Here is a 20,143-nt window from a genome sequence, read left to right as displayed (position 1 = left end):
CCCGTCAGGCAAGGTGTCGTTCCAGCGCCGCCAGACGCTCTGGCGTACCCACGTCTACCCAGTGGCCAGCGAAATGCTCGCCCGAGACACGCCCTTCGGCCATGGCCTGACGCAGCAGCGGCGCCAGGGCAAACGCCCCTGGCGGCTCGCTGGCCACCAGAGCGGGGCGCAGCAGGCTGATGCCCGCAAAGGTCAGGCGTGGCGCTCCAGCGCTTGCCACCCGGCCCTGATGCAGCGCGAAGTCGCCGTCAGGGTGTTGCACCGGGTTGTCCACCAGCACCAGATGCGCCAGATCCTCGGCGGCCAGCGCGGCAGCATCCGGCAGGTAGTCGCACCACACATCCCCATTGATCAACAGAAAAGGGGATTCTCCCAACAGCGGCAGCGCCTGGCGAATACCGCCGCCGGTTTCCAGCGGAGATGGCTCGTGGCTCCACTGGATGGATACCTGATGGGCGCTGCCGTCGCCCAGGGCGGCCATGATCTGCTCGGCACGATAGCTGACATTGATGACCAACTCATGAATGCCTGCCTGCCGCAGGCGCTCGATGTGATGCACGATCAGCGGCTTGCCCGCGACGGGCAGCAGCGGCTTGGGGCAGTGGTCGGTAAGCGGGCGCATGCGCTTGCCAAGGCCTGCAGCCAGGATCATGGCCTTCATGTGCTCTGCTCCGCCAGGCGCTGCATGATGGCGGGGCGCAGCTCGCTGCTGACCCACTCGGCAAACCCCTGATGGGCAGGCAGGGCTGCCAGGCTGTCTTCCAGGTGAGCGAGGAAGTGGGGCAGGCGGGCCAGGTAGCCCTGCTTGGCGTCGCGTAGCGTCAATCGGCAGAAGATGCCCAGTACCTTGAGCGAACGCTGGGCCGCCATGGCATGGCACTGGGCCAGAAAGTCCGCTTCCGAGGTGGTGCGGAGCAGTCGTCCCTCCTGGCGAGCCTGCTGGTAGAATAGCGATACCAGCTCGGCAAACTGGCTGGCGCTGAAGCGGCAGTAACGCCCCCGCAGCAGCGAGATCAGGTCGTAGCTGAGCGGACCAGCCACGGCATCCTGAAAGTCGATCATCGTCAGCTGCTGAGCCTGGCACATGAGGTTCATGGCATCGAAGTCCCGATGCACGCTGACCACGGGCTGTGCCAGCGCGCTATGGATCAACGCCTGACGCAGCGCGGGCCACAATTCGGGAGCGGCCAGCCCTAGCCAGCGTTCCAGGCACCATTCGGGGAACAGGTCGAGTTCACGCCCCAGCAGCGCCTCATCGTAGGCGGGAAGGGCTGTAGGGTCGGCACGATTCTGCAGCTGAGCGATCAACGCCATCGCTTCCAGGTGGCGTTGATAGGTGCTGTCAGGGTCCGTGAAGGTGTCCTGAAGCGGGGTGTCGCCCAGATCCTCCAGCAGCAGGAAGCCCGCGTCCAGGTCGCTGGCATAGATGCAGGGGACCGCTAGCCCGGCGGCATGCCAGCGTTTGCCGATGGCCACGAACGGCGCCGAGTCCTCCTGGGCGGGCGGCGCGTCCATGACGATGCGTGTGCTGCCATCGGGGAGCGTGAGGCGAAAATAGCGCCGAAAACTGGCGTCGCCGCCCGCCGGTGCCAATTGAATATGCGCGGGCGCGAGGCCATGATGCTGCGCTGCCCACTGGGTGAGGGCGTCGATCCTGGAAGAGGACATGCAAGCTCCTTGCTGGTCGGGCATGATGCGGGCTGTATAATACCGATTCTGGATGCCAAGGATAACGAACATGGGCAAGCGAATCTCGCGCACCACTCCGGTTGCGCAAACGCTGTTGGGCAGTGTGCTCGCCGGTGCCTCGCTGTCAGCGGTGGCTCAGGGCCAGCCGCTGCCTGCTGACGCGCTGGACTGGCAGCCCTGGGGGCAGGACGAAGCACGCCAACAGCTGTGCCGTGGGCGCTATGTGATGCCCGACTATCGTTTGTCCGCGCAAGAGAACCTGGAAACGCTCTCGGTGGAAACCGATGAAGCGGATTATGCCGCGGATGGCGAAGCGTTGCTGCGCGGCGATGTGGTCTTGCGTCGCGGCAATACCGAACTGCAGGCCGATCAGGTATTTCTCCCGGCGGACCGCCAACGCGTCGATGCCGAAGGTGATCTGGTCATCCGCGACGGTCAGGCCATGGTGCGTGGTGAACAGGCCACGCTGATGCTCAACGAAGATCGCGCCTCGCTGCGCAATAGCCATTACGTGCTCTATGACCAGCACCTGCGCGGTCAGGCCAGTCAACTGGAGCAAACCGGAGAAGAGCAGTATCGCCTGCGCGATGCCACCTTCACTACCTGTGATCCGGGTGCCAACAGCTGGCAACTGGTGGGTAGCGATATCCAATTGAACCAGGCCACCGGATTCGGCACGGCACGCCACGCGCGCCTGCAGGTCAAGGACGTGCCGATTTTCTACTGGCCCTGGCTGCGTTTTCCCATCGATGACCGCCGCCACACGGGGCTGCTGTCGCCCACGCTGAGCTTCTCCAGTGACGGCTTTGACTATGCTCAGCCGTTCTACTGGAACATTGCGCCTAACCATGACGCCACCATAACACCGCGCTGGATGTCGGACCGTGGGCTGCTGCTCAATGGCGAGTATCGCTACCTGTTCGAGCAAAGCCAGGGGATCGTGGAGGGTGGTTTCCTGGGCAGCGATGGTGGCAGCAGCACCGGGGACAATCGCTTCGAAGGCGAAGAACGCTGGTACATCGATGCGCAGCACGCCGGGGCCTTGGCCCCACGCAGTAACTATCAACTGCGCTACGGAGCGGCCAGCGATGGGCGCTATTTCGACGACTTTGGTGGTGAGTTCGGCAGCGGCGACCGGGTCAGCATGGAGCGCCTGGCGCAGGTGGACTACCGCGGCGAGCGCTGGCAGCTGGACGCCAGGGCCCAAGGGTTTCAGCGCCTGGAAGACCCGCTCAGCGATACCGATCGCCCTTTCTACCGCCTGCCCAGCCTGACCGCCAACTCGGACTGGCAGCTGGGCAGCGGGTTTTATACCCAGTGGCGCTCCAACGCGACCTATTTCTGGCGTGACGTGGACGAACGGCGGGTCCCCGAGCGGGAAGCCGCCATTGGTACCCGCCTGCACCTGACCCCCAGCGTGGGCTGGCGCTATGAGCAGCCCTGGGGCTATATCGAACCGCGCAGCGAGCTGTGGCATACCGCCTACGAACTGGATTACGGCGACCGTATCACGGACCGCGATACGTCGCCCTCGCGTAGCGTCGCCATCACCTCCATCGACGGTGGGCTGGTCTTCGAGCGTGAGCTTGAGCTGGGCGGGCGTGACTATCGCCAGACTCTCGAGCCCCGTATCAACTACGCCTACGTGCCGCGTACCAACCAGACCCAGCTGCCGGACTTCGATAGCCGTGAACGGGCGTTCTCCTGGGATCAGCTCTGGTCCCCGCACCGCTTCTCGGGGACTGACCGGGTCGGTGATCTGAATCGCGTCTCGTTGGGCGTGCAGTCCCGGTTGATCGAAGACAGCGCCGGACGTGATCGTTTGACGCTGGGCGTTGGCCAGAGCCTCTATTTTGCCGAGCGGCGTATCGACAGTGACGGTGACCCGAGCACGCTGCCGCCGCGTCCGGAGGATGCTCCCAATGCCAATCCGCTGAGCCGCTATCAGGCCACGCGAGACCGCTCGCCGCTGGTGACCCGTCTGGACTGGCAGGTCAACGACCGCTGGAGCACGGGCTATGAATGGCTCTACGACGACGAGCGTGAGCAGACCGAACGCTCCAGTGTCGATGTACGTTATCGCCATCCGGACGGCCACGTAGTGAACCTTGGCTACCGCTGGGAGATCGAAGGGTTCGATCCTTCCGTGGTGCCCGGCGACGACGGCTTCCGCGACTACAGTCGTGAAGAGTGGGACCTGTCGCTGGCCTGGAAAGCCAGCCCAAGGATTGATTTGATTGGCCGCTACCTGCACGATCAAACCAACGATCGTCCTCTGGAGCAGTTGGCGGGCTTGCAGTGGAACGACTGCTGCTACGGCGTACAGCTTGTCTGGCGGGAGTGGATAGACGACAACGATACCGCCAGAGTGGAAGACGACTTTAGTGACCGTGGGCTGTTCTTGCGCTTTGTCTTCCGTGGTCTTGGCGGTGTTGGTCAACAGGCCGACAGCTACTTTGAGCAGGCGATCCCTGGCTACCGCCCCACACCCCTTTAACGATCACCTTGAATGGCGACTGAAAGAGACTTTTTATGACGATCAGAAAGATCCTGCGGACCCGCAAGCTCTCCCAGCGGGCAAGACTGCTTTCGGCGGGCACCATGATGACCCTGTGCCTGGGTGCCGGTGCTGCCCTGGTACCGTTGAGCGTTCAGGCCCAGAGCTTCGAATCCGCGCAGCGTCAGCCGCTGGATAGCGTCGTGGCCGTTGTCAACGATGGTGTCATCATGCGCAGCGAGCTGAACGACCGCATCGCGCAAATCGAACAGCAGGCGGCCGCTCAAGGCGGGCAACTGCCGCCCCGCAGCCAGTTGGCCCAGCAGGTGCTGGAGCGCATGGTGATGGACGAAATTCAGCTGCAGATGGCCAGCCGCGCCAACCTGAGCGTGGACGACACCGAGCTTAACCGTCAGCTGCGTACCATTGCCGAGTCCAATGGCATGAGCCTGGATCAGTTTGCCGATGCCGTGGAAGCCGATGGCATGAGTCTGGCCAGCGTGCGTGAGGAAATACGGCGCGAAATGCTGATGCGCCAGGTGCAGCAGCGTCAGATCAGCCAGCGGGTTTCCGTGTCGGACCGGGAAGTGGAGCGCTTTCTCGAGCAGCAGCCCTCTCAGCAGGGCCAGTCGTTCATCGAAGAGACCCGCGCGCGCCACGTGCTGGTCGAGCTGACGCCCACCCGAGACGAAGCGCAAGCGCGTAGCCGTGCAGAGCAGGCTCGCCAGCGCCTGCAGCAGGGCGAAGACTTTGCCACCGTTGCCCGTGAACTCAGTGATGACCGGGGAAGCGGCATGAACGGCGGCGACCTGGGCTGGGTGCGCCCCGGCCAGACGGTGCCTGCCTTCGAAGAGGCCATGAACTCGCTCGGCCCCAACCAGCTGTCCGAGCCGGTGCGCTCGCAGTTTGGCTACCACGTGATCGAAGTGCTGGAGCGTCGCCGTCAGGACGTGACCGAAGAGAGCCGTCGCGAGCAGGTGCGCCAGGCCATCTTCCAGCGTCGTGCCAATGAAGAGCTGGAAGTATGGCAGCGTGAAATTCGCGAACAGGCCTTCGTGGACATTCGCCTGTAATGTCGCTGCCGCTGCTGATCACCACCGGGGAGCCCGCCGGTATCGGCCCCGAGCTGACGCTGATGCTGGCGGCACAGGGGCGTCTGAACAACACCGTGGCGGTAGGTGACCCGACGCTGCTCGCCCAGCGGGCGGCGTTGCTCGCGCTCACGGTGGAGATCGTGGTCGCCGAGCCGGGCAGCCAGCAGGTCTCCTCGCCAGGGCGCCTGGTGGTGTGGCCTGTCGCCTTGCGCGCACCGGCCACGCCCGGCGTGCTGGACCCTGCCAATGCAGGCTATGTGCTGGACACCCTGCAGACGGCAGTGAATGCCTGCCTGGCCGGACACGCGGCGGCCATGGTGACTGCCCCGCTGCACAAGGGCGTGATCATCGAAGGTGGCTACCCGCACTTCACGGGCCACACCGAGTGGCTGCGGGACGCCTGCGGCGTGGATGAGGTGGTCATGCTGTTGGCCACGGACGCTGCGCTGCACGCCACGTCGCCACAGTGGCAGGGCGAAAGCGACCTGCGAGTTGCACTGGTGACCACCCATCTGCCGCTGCGCGATGTGGCGGATGCCATCACCGGCGAGCGCATTGCGCGCATCAGCCGTCTGCTGGTGGCGGACCTGCAGCGTCAATTTGGTATCGCCCAGCCCAGGGTGGCGGTGTGTGGGCTCAACCCCCATGCGGGTGAAGATGGTCACCTGGGCCGCGAAGAGCTGGAAATCATCACGCCCACCCTGCAGGCGCTGCGTGCCGAGGGCCTGAACGTGGAAGGCCCGTTTCCGGCCGATACCCTGTTTACCCCACGCCATCTGGCGGGGGTCGATGCGGTACTGGCGATGTATCACGACCAGGGCCTGGCAGTGCTAAAATACGCAGGCTTTGGTCAGGCTGCCAACATCACCCTGGGGCTGCCGCTGGTACGCACCTCGGTGGACCATGGCACGGCGCTGGACCTGGCAGGCCGCGGTATTGCCAACCCCTCCAGCCTGGGCGTGGCGGTGGCACTCGCCCAGCGGCTGGCCACCCAGCGTGCCTCCTCTCAGGCCGCCCCATGAATCAACCCTCCAAGGAACACTGTTAGATGTCTCAAGTGCCCCAGCAGCACCGTGCTCGTAAACGCTTCGGTCAAAACTTTCTTCGTGATCTCGGAATCATTTCACGGATTGTCCGTGCCATCGGGCCGCGTGAAGGCGATCGGCTGGTCGAAATCGGTCCCGGCCAGGGCGCGCTCACTGCTCCCTTGCTGGAAGCGACCGGCAAGCTGGAAGTCATCGAGCTGGATAGAGATCTGATTCCGGGGTTGCGGGTGCAGTTTTTCAACTACCCCGAATTCGTGATTCACGAAGGCGACGCACTGAAGTTCGATTTTGCCGCCCTCAAGGGCGACGGCCAGCCGCTGCGCGTGGTGGGGAATCTGCCTTACAACATTTCGACGCCGCTGATCGTGCACCTGCTGACCATGGGGTCAGCCATCGCCGATATGCACTTCATGCTGCAAAAAGAGGTGGTGGAGCGCCTGGCGGCCGAGCCCGGCAGTACCGATTGGGGGCGGCTCTCGGTGATGGCGCAGTATTACTGTCAGGTGGACCAGCTGTTCATCGTGCCACCGGAAGCCTTCGTGCCCCGCCCCAAGGTCGATTCCGCCATCGTGCGGCTGACGCCCCATGCATCGCTACCCCAGGTGGCCGATGATCCGGCCCTGCTTTTCGAGCTGGTCAAGCTGGCCTTTGGGCAGCGCCGCAAGACGCTGCGCAACAACCTGAAGGGGCGGGTCAGTGCAGAGGCCCTGGAAGCGTTGGGCATCGACCCTGCCCGGCGCCCGCAAACCCTGACCGTGGCGGAATACGTGACCATCGCCAATCATGTGGCCGCCCATGAGGACGTGGAACAGCGGAGTGGTGACGCGTGAGCGGGCTGGAGATCGAGGTCAGCGTCACGCCAGAGTTTCAGGACGCCGAGTCGAGTGCCAGCGAGGCCCGCTACGTGTTCAGCTACACCGTGACGGTGCACAACCAAAGCCCCCATAGCGTGCAGCTGATGGCACGCTACTGGAAAATCACCCAGGGCAATGGCGAGAGCCAGGAAGTGCGCGGCAAGGGCGTGGTGGGTCAGCAGCCGCTGATTGGCCCGGGGCAACGGTTCCGCTATACCAGCCGAGCGATACTGCAAACCCCGGTAGGTGTCATGGAGGGTGCTTACACCTTGTTGAACACCTACACCCAGCGGGCGTTCGATGTGCCCGTCTCGCCCTTTCGGTTAGCGGTGCCCCGCCAGCTGCATTGAGGCGGGAGCCTTCGTCGGCGGTTTTCCATGCGCGACAAGCCGCCCACGCCAGCCAACTCCGTCAATGCGTTAACAGGCCTTTACCCATGAGCACTTATGTCATTGGCGACCTGCATGGATGTCATGCCGAGTTTGTCGCCTTACTGGATAAAATCAGCTTTGATCCCGCCCGCGATACGCTCTGGCTGGTGGGCGATTTGATCAACCGGGGGCCTGGCTCCCTGGCCTGCCTGCAGGAAGTGAAAGCGCTGGGCAGCGCCGCACGCAGCGTGCTGGGGAACCACGACTTCCACCTGCTGGTGGTGGCACGGGGGGGCGGCAAGCTCAAGCGCCACGACACGCTGGACGACATTCTGTCTTCGCCGCACCGTGACGGTTTGCTGGACTGGCTGCAAAGCCTTCCCCTGGCGGTACAGGCCGATAACACGCTGATGACCCACGCCGGGCTGCTGCCCAGTTGGAGTGCCGAACAGGCGCTGGCACTGAGCGGAGAAGTACAAGCAGCGCTGGGCAGCGAGCAGGCGGGAGCTTTTCTGAGCCAACTGTTCGGCAATCAGCCTGACCGCTTCCACGACCAGCTCGAAGGCATGGACAGGCTGCGCTGCATCGTCAATGTGTTCACTCGGATGCGCTTCATCGATGCCCAGGAGCGGCTCGATTTTGCTGCCAAGGAGGGGGTGGAGAGTGCGCCTGCGGGCTTTGCGCCCTGGTTCCAGTTTCCCCGTGCCGACGATCTGCGCCTGCTGTTTGGCCACTGGGCGGCGCTGGAGGGGCGCACCCCCGGCGCGAAGGTGGATGTGCACGGGATCGATACCGGGTGCGTGTGGGGTGGCTCGCTGAGCGCGCTGGTGCTGGAGAGCGGCCAGCGTGTCAGTGTGCCCAGCCAGCAGGGAGGTCGCTGATGTTTCAGCTGGATGCATACACCCAAGGGCTGGAGGTCTACCGCGTAGGTGGGGCCGTGCGGGACGAGCTGTTGGGATGGCCCGTGGTGGATCACGACTGGGTGGTGGTGGGGGCAACCCCCGAAATGATGCAACAGCGTGGATTCAAACCCGTCGGGCGCGATTTTCCGGTATTCCTGCACCCGGCTACCCAGGAGGAGTATGCGCTGGCGCGTACCGAGCGCAAGTCGGGCCACGGGTATGGCGGGTTCGAGGTGCACGCCAGCCCCGACGTGACGCTGGAAGAGGATCTCTCCCGTCGGGATCTGACTATCAATGCCATCGCCCAGGCGGCGGATGGGCATTTGATCGACCCTTATCACGGCCAGCGGGACATCGAGCAGCGCTGGCTTCGCCATGTCTCCCCTGCCTTCAGTGAAGACCCCTTGCGCGTACTGCGTACTGCGCGTTTTTTAGCCCGCTATGCCGCCATGGGGTTTGCCGTGGCGCCGGATACTCTGGACTTGATGCGCGCGGTCAGCCGCAGCGGAGAGCTGGCGCATCTGGCAGCCGAGCGCGTGTGGGTCGAGACCGAGAAGGCGCTGGCCGAACCCAGCCCCGAGTGCTATTTCACGACCCTGGCCGCGTGTGATGCGTTGGCGGCGTGGTGGCCTGAGCTGGCAGCGAAAGCGTGTCTGGCTCAGGCCCTGAAGGCCATGCAGGCAGCTCCCGAACAGCGCGAGCCGCCGCTGGCGCACTGGCGCTATGCGCTGCTGGTGTCGGTGCTGAGCGAGTCACAGCGCGAGGCCCTGACCGTGCGTTTGAAGCTGCCCAATAGCGTTGCGCAGCTGGCACGCCATGCCGCCTCGACCAAGGCGCTGCTGGCAGCCCCGCTGGAAGCCGAGAAAGTGCTGTGCTGGCTGGAGCGCCTGGATGGCTGGCGCAAGCCTGCCCAGGTCAGCGCGCAACTGCAGTTGCTGGAGCAGCTTGCGCCTGGCTTGCGCCCCGTGCTGGAGGCGGCCTGGCAAGCTGCCTGCGCGGTCAGTCCTCAGGTATTGATGGGCGAAGGTTACCGAGGGGCCGCCTTGGGGGAGGCGCTGCGTCAACGGCGGCGCGGGGCCGTGGCGGCAGCGCTTTAGCGCGCTTGGACCTGGCGCGGCAAGGGGTCGGCCTGGGAAACGAAGCGCCCCTGCCACTGAAAGTCGATGGCCCACAGCCGCTGACGACCCAAGGTGAAACGCTGCCACAGCGTGGCATAAGGCGTATGACAGCGGGGGTGCCGTTCGTCGGGCAGCAGCTCGGCCAAGGGTTGCAGTACGAAAGCGCTCTGGGTGATTTCAGCCCGCGGCAGGGCCACATCATCTATCACGCCGCAGGCGTCCCCCACGGTCAGCAGGTCGATATCCAGGGCGCGCGGGCTACACTTGACCATGTCGGGCGTCCGCCCATGGGCCATTTCCAATGCCTTGGCCCAAGCCTGCAGTCTGGCCACGGACCAGTCGCTATGGAACGCCACCACCAGATTGTAGAAATTGCGGCTATCCTTGAAGCCGACCGGCTCGCTCTCGAAAATGCGCGATATCTGCAGTTCGCCAAACGTCTCTGCCAGGGCGTCCAGGCACAGGCGGATGTGTTTTTCCGGGTCGATATTGCTGCCCAGGCTAAGCGTGACCAGGTTCATGGGTCGCTATCCTTGCTAGCCTTTGGCAGGCTGCCGCGGGTGATTTCCAGGCCGACACTGGCCGCCTGGGGCACCGCGCCGGGCTTGCGCACACGCAGGTGCAGCCAGCTGATCGGGAACTCGTGCTGCAAACTGACGGCCAGCCGCTCGGCAAAGGTTTCGACCAGTGCAAACTGATGCTCGTCGGCGAACTGCTGGATTCGCTGGCAGATCGCGGCATAATCGAGAGTCAGGCGCAAATCATCGGTGGCGGCGGCAGGCCGGATGTCCGTGGCCAGGGAGAGATCCAGGCTCAGCGATTGCGTGATAGTGCGCTCCCAATCGTATACGCCAATCACGGTTTCTACGGTGAGTGCTTCAATCAATATGCGGTCCACAGGTCATTCCCCAGCGTCGACAAGCGGGCGATTGTACTTGAGGACGACCATAAACGACAGTTCAGGCGGCGGCGCTGGCTGATGAGGGGCAGGGTAAGCAGGGGATGCTGTGGATCGTCTTGGGGTACTTGAGCGGCAGCTGGCTGGCGGCGGTGAGCGTATGCCGTTGGGCAGGCGTGGCCGACCCGCGCTTTTGCGGTTCCTGTAACCCCGGGTTTTCCAACGTGTTACGGCTGTATGGCCCCCGGCTGGCGGCGGCCACCCTGGCGTTGGATGCCTTGAAGGCGGTGCCGGTGGTCTTGGCGGCCAAGTGGCTGGCCTTGCCGATTATGTGGCAAGGGCTGGTAGGGCTGGCGGTACTGCTGGGCCACAGTTTCCCGCTCTGGTATGGGTTTCGAGGTGGCAAGGCCGTCGCCAGCGCCTTCGGGGTGTTGCTGGTGCTGGTGCCCAGCGTTGCGCTGCTCGGCGCCCTTGCCTGGGCGCTGATGGCGTGGCGGTTGGGTACCGCCGCGCTGGCGTCGGTTGCGAGCGCGCTGTTGGTGCCCCTGCTGTGCGCCTGGCTGGCGCCTGACTATATGATCGTGGTGGGCGGGTTCAGCCTGCTGGTACTGACCCGTCATGTGCTCAATATTCGTCGTTGGCGGCAGGGGGAAGAGCCCCCGCTGCGCAAATAGGCCAACGGGTTATCGGGTGGTGCTGAGGGGCGCTGTCAGCGTGTCCAGTGGCCAGCGTGGTGTAGCCTGCATGATACCGCTGTCGTCGCGTTCTCCTGCCGCCAGACGCTGGGCGCCCACATAGGCAATCATGGCGCCATTGTCGGTGCAGAAGCGCCCACGGGGGTAATAGGCACGGGCCTGGCGCTTTTGGGTCTCCAGGGCCAGGCGCTCGCGCAGCCGCGTATTGGCACTCACACCACCTGCCATCACGATGCGTTTCAGGCCGGTCTCGTCCAGGGCTCGGCGGCATTTGATGACCAGCGTATCCACGACGGCCTCTTCGAAGGCGCGTGCCACGTCGGCTTTGGCCTGTTCGTCCAGCTCGCCTGCGGCTTCCAGCTGGCGAATCGTCGTCAAGGTGTGGGTCTTCAGGCCTGAAAAGCTGAAGTCGAGCCCGGGGCGGTCGGTCATGGGGCGCGGGAAGCGAAAGCGCTTAGGGTCGCCCTGTTCGGCCAGTTTGGCCACCAGCGGGCCGCCTGGGTACGCCAGGCCCAGCATCTTGGCGGCCTTGTCGAAGGCCTCACCGGCCGCATCGTCTACCGATTCGCCCAGGAGTCGATAGCAACCCAGCCCCTGTACTTCCACCAGCTGGGTGTGGCCGCCGGAGACCAGCAGGGCCACGAAGGGAAAGGCAGGAGCCTGCTCCTCCAGCATGGGCGCCAGCAGGTGGCCTTCCATGTGATGCACCCCCAGTACGGGAATGTTCAGCGCCCTGGCCATACCATGGGCGGTGCTGGCACCGACCATCAGCGCACCCACCAATCCCGGGCCCGCCGTATAGGCGATGCCATCCAGGTCGTGGCGGGAAAGATGGGCCTCTTTCAATACCTGTTCGATGAGCGGCAGCAGCTTGCGTGTGTGATCCCGAGAGGCCAGTTCGGGCACCACGCCGCCATATTCGGCGTGCATGGCGATCTGGCTGTACAGGGCATCGGCCAGCAGACCCTGGCCGCCGGTGTAGGCCGTGTCGTAAATGGCGACGCCGGTTTCGTCGCAGGATGTCTCGATGCCCAGTACACGCATGGCAAAAGCACTCATCTGATTGAAAAGGCAGGTACTCGAAATCGGCTAGTCTAGCATTGTCGTGCCCGCTGGGCGTAAGCATTTGCAAAGATGGCCAACCACGACTAGACTACTGTGCGCTGTAAAACTGGGTCGTACACCGTCTTGTTCGGTGTGCGTACTATCCGAACTCAAGACTCCTTAAGGTAGGTGAGTGCTTAATGCCTTCTGTAAAAGTACGTGATAACGAGCCGTTTGACGTCGCCCTGCGTCGCTTCAAGCGTTCTTGCGAAAAAGCTGGCGTTCTGTCTGAAGTACGTCGTCGCGAGTACTACGAGAAGCCGACTGCTGAGCGCAAGCGCAAAGCGGCAGCTGCCGTAAAACGTCACGCCAAGAAGTTGCAGCGTGAGCGTAAGCGTTTCGAACGGCTCTATTGATCCGTACCTGGAGAGAGCCAGAGCAGTTGGCTGGTTGTCTCAAGAGGGATGCCAAGCGGCCGCCACCAGGTGGCCGTTTGTTTTTCGTTTTCGTGTTGTCTGTTTTACGCGGTTTAAGGTGATCAGGCGCGTGGCCTGATGACGTTAGACCCGCCCACAAGCGTGTTGCGCGAGGATGCCCTCAGCCCATGGCAGGTCAAATTCCACAGCGATTTATTGACGATCTGCTTGGCCGCGTCGACGTGGTCGAAGTGGTGGGGGAGCGCGTACAGCTCAAGAAAGCGGGCCGTAATTTTTCCGGCCTGTGTCCTTTCCATCAGGAAAAAACACCTTCGTTTACCGTCAGTGCCGACAAGCAGTTCTATCACTGCTTTGGCTGTGGTGCCCACGGTAATGCGCTACGCTTTTTGATGGAATACGACAAGCTGCCCTTTCCCGAGGCGGTCGAGCAACTGGCCGGGCGGCTGGGGCTGGACGTGCCCAGGGAAGGGACGGACGACCCGCGTGCCCAGCAGCGGGAGAAAAAACGCAAGGAAGGTGTCAATCTTCTCGAGGTGGCGGCCAGCTTCTATCGCGAACGATTGAAAATGCAGGAGGGGTGGGCGGCCCAGCGCTACTTGCAGGGGCGTGGCCTTTCGCCAGACGTAATGACCACCTACGGGATTGGCTATGCCCCCGGCGGTTGGGAGGCGCTGAAGCAGCATCTGAGCGCCAAGGGCATCGGTGAGTCGGTGCAGATCGAGTACGGTCTGCTGATTCACCGTGAGGACACTGGGCGCACTTATGATCGCTTCCGCGACCGGGTGATGTTTCCGATACGCGATTTGCGCGGTCGGACCATCGCCTTTGGCGGTCGGGTCATGGGGGATGAGCAGCCCAAATACCTCAACTCGCCGGAGACGCCCGTCTTCCACAAGGGGCGCGAGCTGTACGGCTTGTACGAGGCGCGTCAGGCGACCAGCAAGCTGGAACAGCTGGTGATGGTCGAAGGTTACATGGACGTGGTGGCGCTGGCGCAGTACGGCATTCATAACGCCGTGGCCACGCTGGGCACCGCCACCACCGAAGACCACCTGACGCGCCTGTTCCGCCTGGTCAGTCGCGTGGTGTTCTGTTTCGACGGTGACCGCGCCGGGCGTCAGGCAGCCAGCCGTGCGCTGGAAACCGCGCTGCCGCAGATGATCGATGGCCGCGAGGCACGGTTTCTGTTCTTGCCGGAAGGGGATGACCCGGATTCGCTGGTGCGCCGCGAGGGTCGCGAGGCCTTCGAAGACCGCGTGACCTGTGCCATGCCGCTGTCGGAGTTTCTGTTCGAGCAGGCTGCCCAAGGGCGCGACTTGCAGACCGTGGAAGGGCGCGAGCGCTTCGCCAGTCACGTGCTGGAGGCGCTGCAGAAGGTCCCGGAAGGCATGCTGAAGTCGCTGCTGCTGGAGACGCTCGCCAAGCGCAGTGGGTTGTCCCGGGCGCAGTTGCAGGGGTTGCTGGACAAACGCGTGGCAGCAGCCTCCAGGGTGTCGCCGCAGTGGGAGCCGGTCGATGCGCAGGCGCCGCCGGAAGAGCAGGTTCGCCCGCGCGGTGGTCGGTCGTCGCGTCAGGCGAACACCTCGCGGGCGCTCTCCACCGTAGGGCGTATCGTGCAGCTGTTGCTGCATGAGCCGACGCTGGTGGCCGTTCTGCCGGAAACGCAGGATTGGCTGCCTGGCCAGGATCCTCAGGCATCGCTGTGCCGTGACCTGATTGCCCTGCTGCGCGCCGGACGCTACCGCAGCCCGCAAGTGGTGCTGGCGCACTTTCAGGGCAGTGATGAGGGGCGTGTGCTGGCAGAGTTGGCCGCGCGTGAGCTGCTGATTCCCAGGGCGACCCGTGAGGACGAGCTGACCGGGTTGGTCGAACACCTGATCGAGAAGCAGCGCAAGCGTTCGCCGCAGGAAGAGTACGATGCCTTGCTGGCGCTGGAGCGCTCAGGGCAAAAGCTGGATAAGGAGCAGCGGCAGCGGTTGGCCGGGTTGGTGATGGAGTTGACCCAGGGCCGCTAATGCACAAGGTGGTTGCAAGAGGTGAGGGGTTGAAATCTCGCACTTCAGGGCCACATAGAGGTTATGCCGCCAAGTATTGGCTAACCGAACAACCTAACACACCTGAATGATCGCGGAAATACGTTTCGCTGGAAAAAATCCAGCTATTTACGCTATACTGCTCGGCTTGTTGAGTTTAATCGATTCAGCGGCCCAGGTGTTTCATTCTTCTTCGTCGAGATAGGGTTTCTATGGCTGGAAATGCGCAGCAGCAGTCACGTCTGAAGGAGTTGATCGCGCGCGGCAAGGAACAGGGCTACCTGACCTATGCCGAGGTCAACGACCATCTACCCGAGGATATCGCCGACCCGGATCAAGTGGAAGACATCATTGGCATGATCAACGACATGGGTATCAGTGTCGTTGAAGAAGCGCCAGATGAAGACACTTTGATGATGTCGGATCACTCCGCGGACGAATCCGCTGCGGAAGAGGCCGTTGCGGCACTCGCCGCCGTGGAAAGCGACGTCGGTCGCACCACTGACCCTGTCCGCATGTACATGCGTGAGATGGGCACGGTGGAGCTGCTGACCCGTGAAGGCGAAATCGAAATCGCCAAGCGGATCGAAGAGGGCACGCGGGAAGTCATGTCGGCGCTTGCGTACCTGCCCGGTGCCGTTGCCTCCATCCTCGAAGCCTACGACGCGACCCAGGACGAGGAGGCGCCGGGGCGCCTTTCCGACCTGTTCTCCGGTTTCATCGACCCCGATGAAGGCATTCCCGGGGTGGCCGAAGCGGAAGCCCCCGAGCCGGAAGTCGATGCCGAGCTGAGCGATGACGAGGATATCGACAGCGACGATGATGACGAGGACACCACCGCCAGCGAAGGTGGCCCGGACCCGGAAGAAGCCAAGGCGCGTTTCGAGCAGATCCGTGAGCAAAATGCTGCCGTCGAAGCGGCGCTGGCCAAGTTTGGCCGTGGCAGTAGCGAGCTGAAGGCCGAGCAGGCGCGTCTGGCCGAGCTGTTCTCGCCCATCAAACTGGTGCCCAAGCACTTCGAGCGTCTGGTGGGGCAGATCCGCATCAGCGTGGAGCAGGTGCGTGCCCAGGAAAAGGCGGTCATGCAGCTGTGCGTCAAGAAAGCCAAGGTGCCGCGCAAGATCTTCATCAAGTCCTTCCCGGGGCATGAGTCGGATTCGTCGTGGCTGGACGCTTTCCAGGAAGCGCAGCCCAAGTATGCCGACCGTCTTGAGCCACTGCGTGCCGACATCGCACGTTCTCAGCGCAAGATTGCGTTCGAGGAAGACATGGTGCAGCTGACGGTGGCGGACCTGAAGGAAGTCAACCGCAAGCTCTCCATCGGTGAAGCGAAGGCGCGCCGGGCCAAGAAAGAGATGGTCGAGGCCAACCTGCGCCTGGTGATCTCGATCGCCAAGAAGTACACCAACCGTGGCCTGCAGTTCCTGGATCTGATTCAGGAAGGCAATATCGGTCTGATGAAGGCGGTGGACAAGTTCGAGTATCGCCGTGGCTACAAGTTCTCCACCTACGCGACATGGTGGATTCGTCAGGCCATTACGCGCTCCATCGCGGATCAGGCGCGGACCATTCGTATTCCGGTCCACATGATCGAGACCATCAACAAGCTCAATCGTGTCTCTCGTCAGATGCTGCAGGAAATGGGCCGTGAGCCGACGCCTGAAGAGCTGGGCGAGCGTCTTGAAATGCCGGAAGACAAGGTGCGCAAGGTGCTCAAGATCGCCAAGGAGCCGATCTCCATGGAGACGCCGATTGGTGATGACGACGACTCTCATCTGGGCGACTTCATCGAGGACAGCACCATGCTGCTGCCCATCGATATGGCGACCGGCGAAGGCCTGATCGAAGCGACCCGTAACGTCCTCGGTGGTTTGACCGCTCGCGAAGCGAAGGTGCTGCGCATGCGTTTCGGTATCGACATGAATACCGATCACACCCTGGAAGAAGTCGGCAAGCAGTTCGACGTGACCCGAGAGCGGATCCGCCAGATCGAAGCCAAGGCGCTTCGCAAGCTGCGTCATCCCAGCCGTTCCGAGCCGCTGCGTTCCTTCCTGGACGAGTAAAGCCGCGAGTAGTGAAGAGTGAGTGGTGAAATAGAGTAGCCACGAAGACCAAAAAGCCCGCCGTTCAGAGAACGGCGGGCTTTTTATGTTATGCCGTTTAAAGCTTAGAGCGTGTAGTAAGTGGCAGAGCCTGGACCAACCGGCAAGCCAAGAATAAACACCCAGATAAAGAACAGCGCGCTCCAACCGATCAGCATGAACAGCGTGTAAGGCAGCATGAGAGCGACCAGCGTGCCGATGCCCATGTCGTTACGATAACGGGTCGCCACCGCGAGAATCAGCCCGAAATAGCTCATCATCGGGGTGATCAGGTTGGTGACCGAGTCGCCGATCCGGTAGGCGGCCTGAATCACTTCCGGGGCGTAGCCCATCAGCATCAGCATGGGTACGAAGATGGGGGCCGTCACGGCCCACTGCGCCGATGCGCTGCCCAGCGACAGGTTGATGAAGGCGCACATGATGATGAACAGCGCAAATAGTCCAGGCCCGCGCAGCCCCAGGGACTCCAGCAGGTCGGCCCCGGCAATGGCGGTCACCGTGCCAAAGTTGCTCCAGTTGAACAGCGCCACGAACTGAGCGGCAAAAAAGACCAGCACGATATAGAGGCCCAGGCTGCTCATGCTCTTGGCCATGGCGTCCACCACATCGCGGTCATTGTGCATGGTGCCTGCCAAGCGACCATAGATGAAGCCCAGCACGCTGAACGAAACGGCCACGATCACCACGATGCCGCGCAGGAAGGGGGAGCCGCTGATCAGCCCGGTCTCGGGGTCGCGCAGAATGCCGCCTTCAGGCACCACCATGATGGCCACCAGGGTGATGAGTGCCAGAGTGGCCAGGCCGGTGCCCTTCAGCGCCCGCTTTTCGGTGTCGGACAGGCCCTCCATGCGCTGCTGATCGATACCGCTGTCGGCATAGGCCGTATCGAACTTGCCCAGCTTCGGCTCGACGATGCGTTCCGTGACCAGGCCGCCAATCAGGGTGACGAAAAAGGTGCTGGCAAACATGAAGAACCAGTTGGCTTCGGCCCCGACGATATACGCCGGGTCCAGCAGACGAGCGGCTTCCTGAGTGATGCCCGAGAGCAGCGGGTCGACGGTACCGATCAAGAGGTTGGCGCTGTAGCCGCCGGAGACGCCACAAAACGCGGCTGCCAAACCGGCCAGCGGATGTCTGCCCAGCGAATGAAAGATCATCGCCGCCAGCGGAATCAGCACCACATAGCCAAGCTCGGCTGCCATGTTCGACATGATGCCCGCAAATACCACGGCATAGGTGACGATGGGCGGTGAGCGGTTGAGTACCAGCGCGCGCATGCTGGCCGACAGCAGGCCCGAGTGCTCGGCCACACCCACCCCCAGCATGGCCACCAGCACGGTACCCAAGGGCGCAAAACTGGTGAAGTTGGTCACCATTTCGGTGACCAGGCGGCGCAGGCCCTCGGCGTTGAGCAATGAATTGACGGCAATCCACTCGCCTTCATTGGCTGGGCGTGGGTCGGCTACCGATACCCCTAGCGCCCCCGCAATGCCGCTGCCGACCACCACCAGCACACACAGGATGGCGAACAGTGTCACCGGGTGAGGCAGCAAGTTGCCCAGCCATTCGACGCTATCCAGGAAGCGAGTGAACGCCCCGCGTTTTAGCGTATTTTCACGATTGTTTGGTGTATTCATAACGTTTGTGTCGTCAGTTGGTTGTTTTTTAGCAAAATTGCCCAAAGCAGTGTGGGGGACGACACTACGTGGATGGTCAAGGGGGCGCAAATGGCTTTACGTATAGCGGGATGTAAAAAATGAAATGCCGCTGGATAGCGGGGCGGGTGATGGCGCAAAACCACTGGGACAGCAGGCGGTTAATTCGCCCGCCGCTGAGTGGCCCCGTCGTGTACTGTCTCAACAGAAAGAGCTTTTGACAGAGCGCCGGGCGGAATATGCTGTGAATGTCTCGACGAATGGCGAGCAACACTGCAAAGTAACCACATGCAAGCAATAACGACCGTTGAGGGGCGGGTGTCACCATGGCAATTAGCGTCTTTGATCTGTTTCGGATAGGCATTGGCCCGTCCAGCTCGCATACCGTGGGGCCCATGCGCGCGGCGCGGGATTTCGTGATGGCGTTGCCGGAAGCGCCAGTGTCACGGCTGGTGGTGCGGCTGCACGGGTCGTTGGCCGCGACTGGGGTAGGCCACGGCACCGACAATGCGGTGGTGATGGGCCTGATGGGTGAAATGCCCGAGTCCATCGAGCCCGACAGCATTGCCGGACGCCTGGCGGCGCTGGACGACGGGACGCCACTGACGCTGCCCAATGGGCATTCGCTGCCCTTCGACCGTGCGCGAGACATCGAGTGGGACGAGACCTGTCTGGCCTTTCATCCCAATGCCATGGTGATCACGGCCTACCAGCAAGAGCGGGTCATCGCGACCAACACTTACTACTCGCTAGGCGGCGGCTTCTATGTGGACCAGGCCTGTGCCGATCAGGGCGGGCTGGATGAGGACAAGACGGCGCTGCCTTATCCGTTCGAATCGGGTAACGAGCTATTGGCACTGTGCCAGGCGAATGATTTGCGTATCAGCCAGCTGATGCTGGAAAACGAGAAAGCCTGGCGCAGCGAAGACACCATCCGTACCGAACTGCTGAAGATCTGGCACGCCATGCGTGACAGTATCGAGAACGGATTGAAAGCCACCGGTCGGTTGCCCGGCGGGCTGAACGTGCGCCGTCGCGCCAACGCCCTGCATCAGCAACTGCTTTCGCCGCCCGCCCAGCAGCGCCTGATCGTCAGCAGTTTCAGCGTGATGGATTGGGTCAACCTGTTTGCGCTGGCCGTCAATGAAGAGAACGCGGCCGGCAAGCGGATGGTCACGGCGCCCACCAATGGGGCTGCCGGTATCGTTCCGGCGGTGCTGGCCTATTACCTGAAGTTCGAACCCGACGCCTGCGATGCCGACGTGGTCGATTTTCTGTTGGCGGCGGGCGCCATGGGCATACTGTGCAAGAAGAATGCCTCGATCTCCGGGGCGGAGGTGGGCTGCCAGGGGGAGGTCGGCTCGGCGTGCGCCATGGCGGCGGCCGGGCTGGCCGAAGTGCTGGGCGGTACGCCGCGGCAGATAGAAAACGCTGCGGAAATTGGCCTGGAGCATAACCTGGGGCTGACCTGTGACCCGGTGGCGGGGCTGGTGCAGGTCCCCTGTATCGAGCGCAATGCCATTGCGTCGGTCAAGGCCATCAATGCCGCCCGTATGGCGCTGCATGGTGATGGCGACCACTTCGTCTCGCTGGATAAAGTGATCAAGACCATGCGCGATACCGGACGCGACATGCAGGACAAATACAAGGAGACCTCCAAGGGAGGGCTCGCGGTCAACGCCATCGAGTGTTAGTCCGGCTGCGCGTG

Annotated in this window: 18 protein-coding genes; 12 read left to right on the top strand and 6 right to left on the bottom strand. The window is 62.9% G+C overall.

What is annotated here, in order from left to right; genetic code table 11:
- Positions 1-4: 4 nt before the first annotated feature.
- The gene (gene murU / locus RVM27_RS04805; RefSeq protein ID WP_498957487.1) at positions 5-661 is read right to left on the bottom strand and encodes a nucleotidyltransferase family protein; all 657 of its coding nucleotides are present in this window, start codon (positions 659-661) and stop codon (positions 5-7) included.
- Complete coding sequence (locus RVM27_RS04800; protein ID WP_498957486.1) at positions 658-1,668, bottom strand: aminoglycoside phosphotransferase family protein; 1,011 nt, start codon at positions 1,666-1,668, stop codon at positions 658-660. Before RVM27_RS04800 ends, murU begins: the two co-directional genes overlap by 4 nt.
- Positions 1,669-1,738: 70 nt before the next feature.
- Here RVM27_RS04800 and RVM27_RS04795 point away from each other — a divergent pair, with 70 nt between their 5' ends.
- From RVM27_RS04795 to RVM27_RS04765, 7 genes are all read left to right on the top strand, one after another.
- Positions 1,739-4,186, top strand: coding sequence for an LPS-assembly protein LptD (locus RVM27_RS04795; protein WP_498957485.1), 2,448 nt, complete (start codon positions 1,739-1,741; stop codon positions 4,184-4,186).
- Positions 4,187-4,221: 35 nt separating this feature from the next.
- The gene (locus tag RVM27_RS04790; protein WP_498957484.1) at positions 4,222-5,259 is read left to right on the top strand and encodes a peptidylprolyl isomerase family protein; all 1,038 of its coding nucleotides are present in this window, start codon (positions 4,222-4,224) and stop codon (positions 5,257-5,259) included.
- A complete protein-coding gene (gene pdxA / locus RVM27_RS04785) occupies positions 5,259-6,302 on the top strand; it encodes a PdxA family dehydrogenase (protein WP_498957483.1) in 1,044 nt (347 codons plus the stop codon). The genes RVM27_RS04790 and pdxA overlap by 1 nt, the downstream gene beginning before the upstream one ends.
- Positions 6,303-6,328: 26 nt before the next feature.
- Positions 6,329-7,156, top strand: coding sequence for a ribosomal RNA small subunit methyltransferase A (gene rsmA / locus RVM27_RS04780; RefSeq protein WP_498957482.1), 828 nt, complete (start codon positions 6,329-6,331; stop codon positions 7,154-7,156).
- Positions 7,153-7,530 carry a Co2+/Mg2+ efflux facilitator ApaG/CorD gene (gene apaG / locus RVM27_RS04775; RefSeq protein WP_144979781.1) on the top strand — a complete coding sequence of 126 codons (378 nt, stop codon included), beginning with the start codon at positions 7,153-7,155 and terminating at the stop codon, positions 7,528-7,530. The genes rsmA and apaG overlap by 4 nt, the downstream gene beginning before the upstream one ends.
- Positions 7,531-7,616: 86 nt before the next feature.
- Positions 7,617-8,432: a diadenosine tetraphosphatase gene (locus RVM27_RS04770; RefSeq protein WP_498957481.1), complete on the top strand. Its 816-nt coding sequence runs from the start codon at positions 7,617-7,619 to the stop codon at positions 8,430-8,432.
- A complete protein-coding gene (locus RVM27_RS04765) occupies positions 8,432-9,550 on the top strand; it encodes a tRNA nucleotidyltransferase/poly(A) polymerase-related protein (protein ID WP_498957480.1) in 1,119 nt (372 codons plus the stop codon). The genes RVM27_RS04770 and RVM27_RS04765 overlap by 1 nt, the downstream gene beginning before the upstream one ends.
- Here the strand turns inward: RVM27_RS04765 and folK are convergent.
- Positions 9,547-10,092, bottom strand: coding sequence for a 2-amino-4-hydroxy-6-hydroxymethyldihydropteridine diphosphokinase (folK, locus tag RVM27_RS04760; RefSeq protein ID WP_498957479.1), 546 nt, complete (start codon positions 10,090-10,092; stop codon positions 9,547-9,549). The genes RVM27_RS04765 and folK overlap by 4 nt on opposite strands.
- Positions 10,089-10,469 carry a dihydroneopterin aldolase gene (gene folB / locus RVM27_RS04755; RefSeq protein ID WP_498957478.1) on the bottom strand — a complete coding sequence of 127 codons (381 nt, stop codon included), beginning with the start codon at positions 10,467-10,469 and terminating at the stop codon, positions 10,089-10,091. The genes folK and folB overlap by 4 nt, the downstream gene beginning before the upstream one ends.
- Before the next feature lie 104 nt (positions 10,470-10,573).
- On the opposite strand from folB, the gene RVM27_RS04750 reads away from it, so the two are divergent.
- On the top strand, positions 10,574-11,143 hold the full coding sequence (locus RVM27_RS04750) for a glycerol-3-phosphate acyltransferase (RefSeq protein WP_498957477.1): 570 nt from the start codon (positions 10,574-10,576) through the stop codon (positions 11,141-11,143).
- Between the two features lie 9 nt (positions 11,144-11,152).
- Here RVM27_RS04750 and tsaD read toward each other — a convergent pair whose 3' ends face one another.
- Positions 11,153-12,208 (bottom strand): tRNA (adenosine(37)-N6)-threonylcarbamoyltransferase complex transferase subunit TsaD, encoded by a 1,056-nt coding sequence (gene tsaD, locus RVM27_RS04745; RefSeq protein ID WP_498957476.1) that lies wholly within the window; start codon positions 12,206-12,208, stop codon positions 11,153-11,155.
- A gap of 200 nt (positions 12,209-12,408) precedes the next feature.
- Between tsaD and rpsU the strand changes: the two genes are divergently transcribed.
- From rpsU to rpoD, 3 genes are all read left to right on the top strand, one after another.
- Entirely contained in the window at positions 12,409-12,624 is a 216-nt protein-coding gene (gene rpsU, locus RVM27_RS04740) for a 30S ribosomal protein S21 (RefSeq protein ID WP_081192464.1), read from the top strand.
- Between the two features lie 188 nt (positions 12,625-12,812).
- Positions 12,813-14,660 (top strand): DNA primase, encoded by a 1,848-nt coding sequence (gene dnaG, locus RVM27_RS04735; protein WP_498957475.1) that lies wholly within the window; start codon positions 12,813-12,815, stop codon positions 14,658-14,660.
- Positions 14,661-14,890: 230 nt separating this feature from the next.
- Positions 14,891-16,741 carry an RNA polymerase sigma factor RpoD gene (rpoD, locus tag RVM27_RS04730; RefSeq protein WP_498957474.1) on the top strand — a complete coding sequence of 617 codons (1,851 nt, stop codon included), beginning with the start codon at positions 14,891-14,893 and terminating at the stop codon, positions 16,739-16,741.
- Positions 16,742-16,845: 104 nt separating this feature from the next.
- Here rpoD and RVM27_RS04725 read toward each other — a convergent pair whose 3' ends face one another.
- Positions 16,846-18,417 (bottom strand): AbgT family transporter, encoded by a 1,572-nt coding sequence (locus tag RVM27_RS04725; RefSeq protein ID WP_498957473.1) that lies wholly within the window; start codon positions 18,415-18,417, stop codon positions 16,846-16,848.
- Positions 18,418-18,761: 344 nt separating this feature from the next.
- On the opposite strand from RVM27_RS04725, the gene RVM27_RS04720 reads away from it, so the two are divergent.
- Positions 18,762-20,129, top strand: coding sequence for a serine dehydratase alpha family protein (locus RVM27_RS04720; protein WP_498957472.1), 1,368 nt, complete (start codon positions 18,762-18,764; stop codon positions 20,127-20,129).
- The last annotated feature ends 14 nt before the right edge of the window (positions 20,130-20,143 follow it).

This window comes from Halomonas sp. KM007, from assembly GCF_050709225.1.
Classification (GTDB): Bacteria; Pseudomonadota; Gammaproteobacteria; order Pseudomonadales; family Halomonadaceae; genus Vreelandella; species Vreelandella hamiltonii.
Note: the sequence above shows the minus strand (reverse complement) of the source record. Positions and strands in the feature narration are given on the sequence as shown.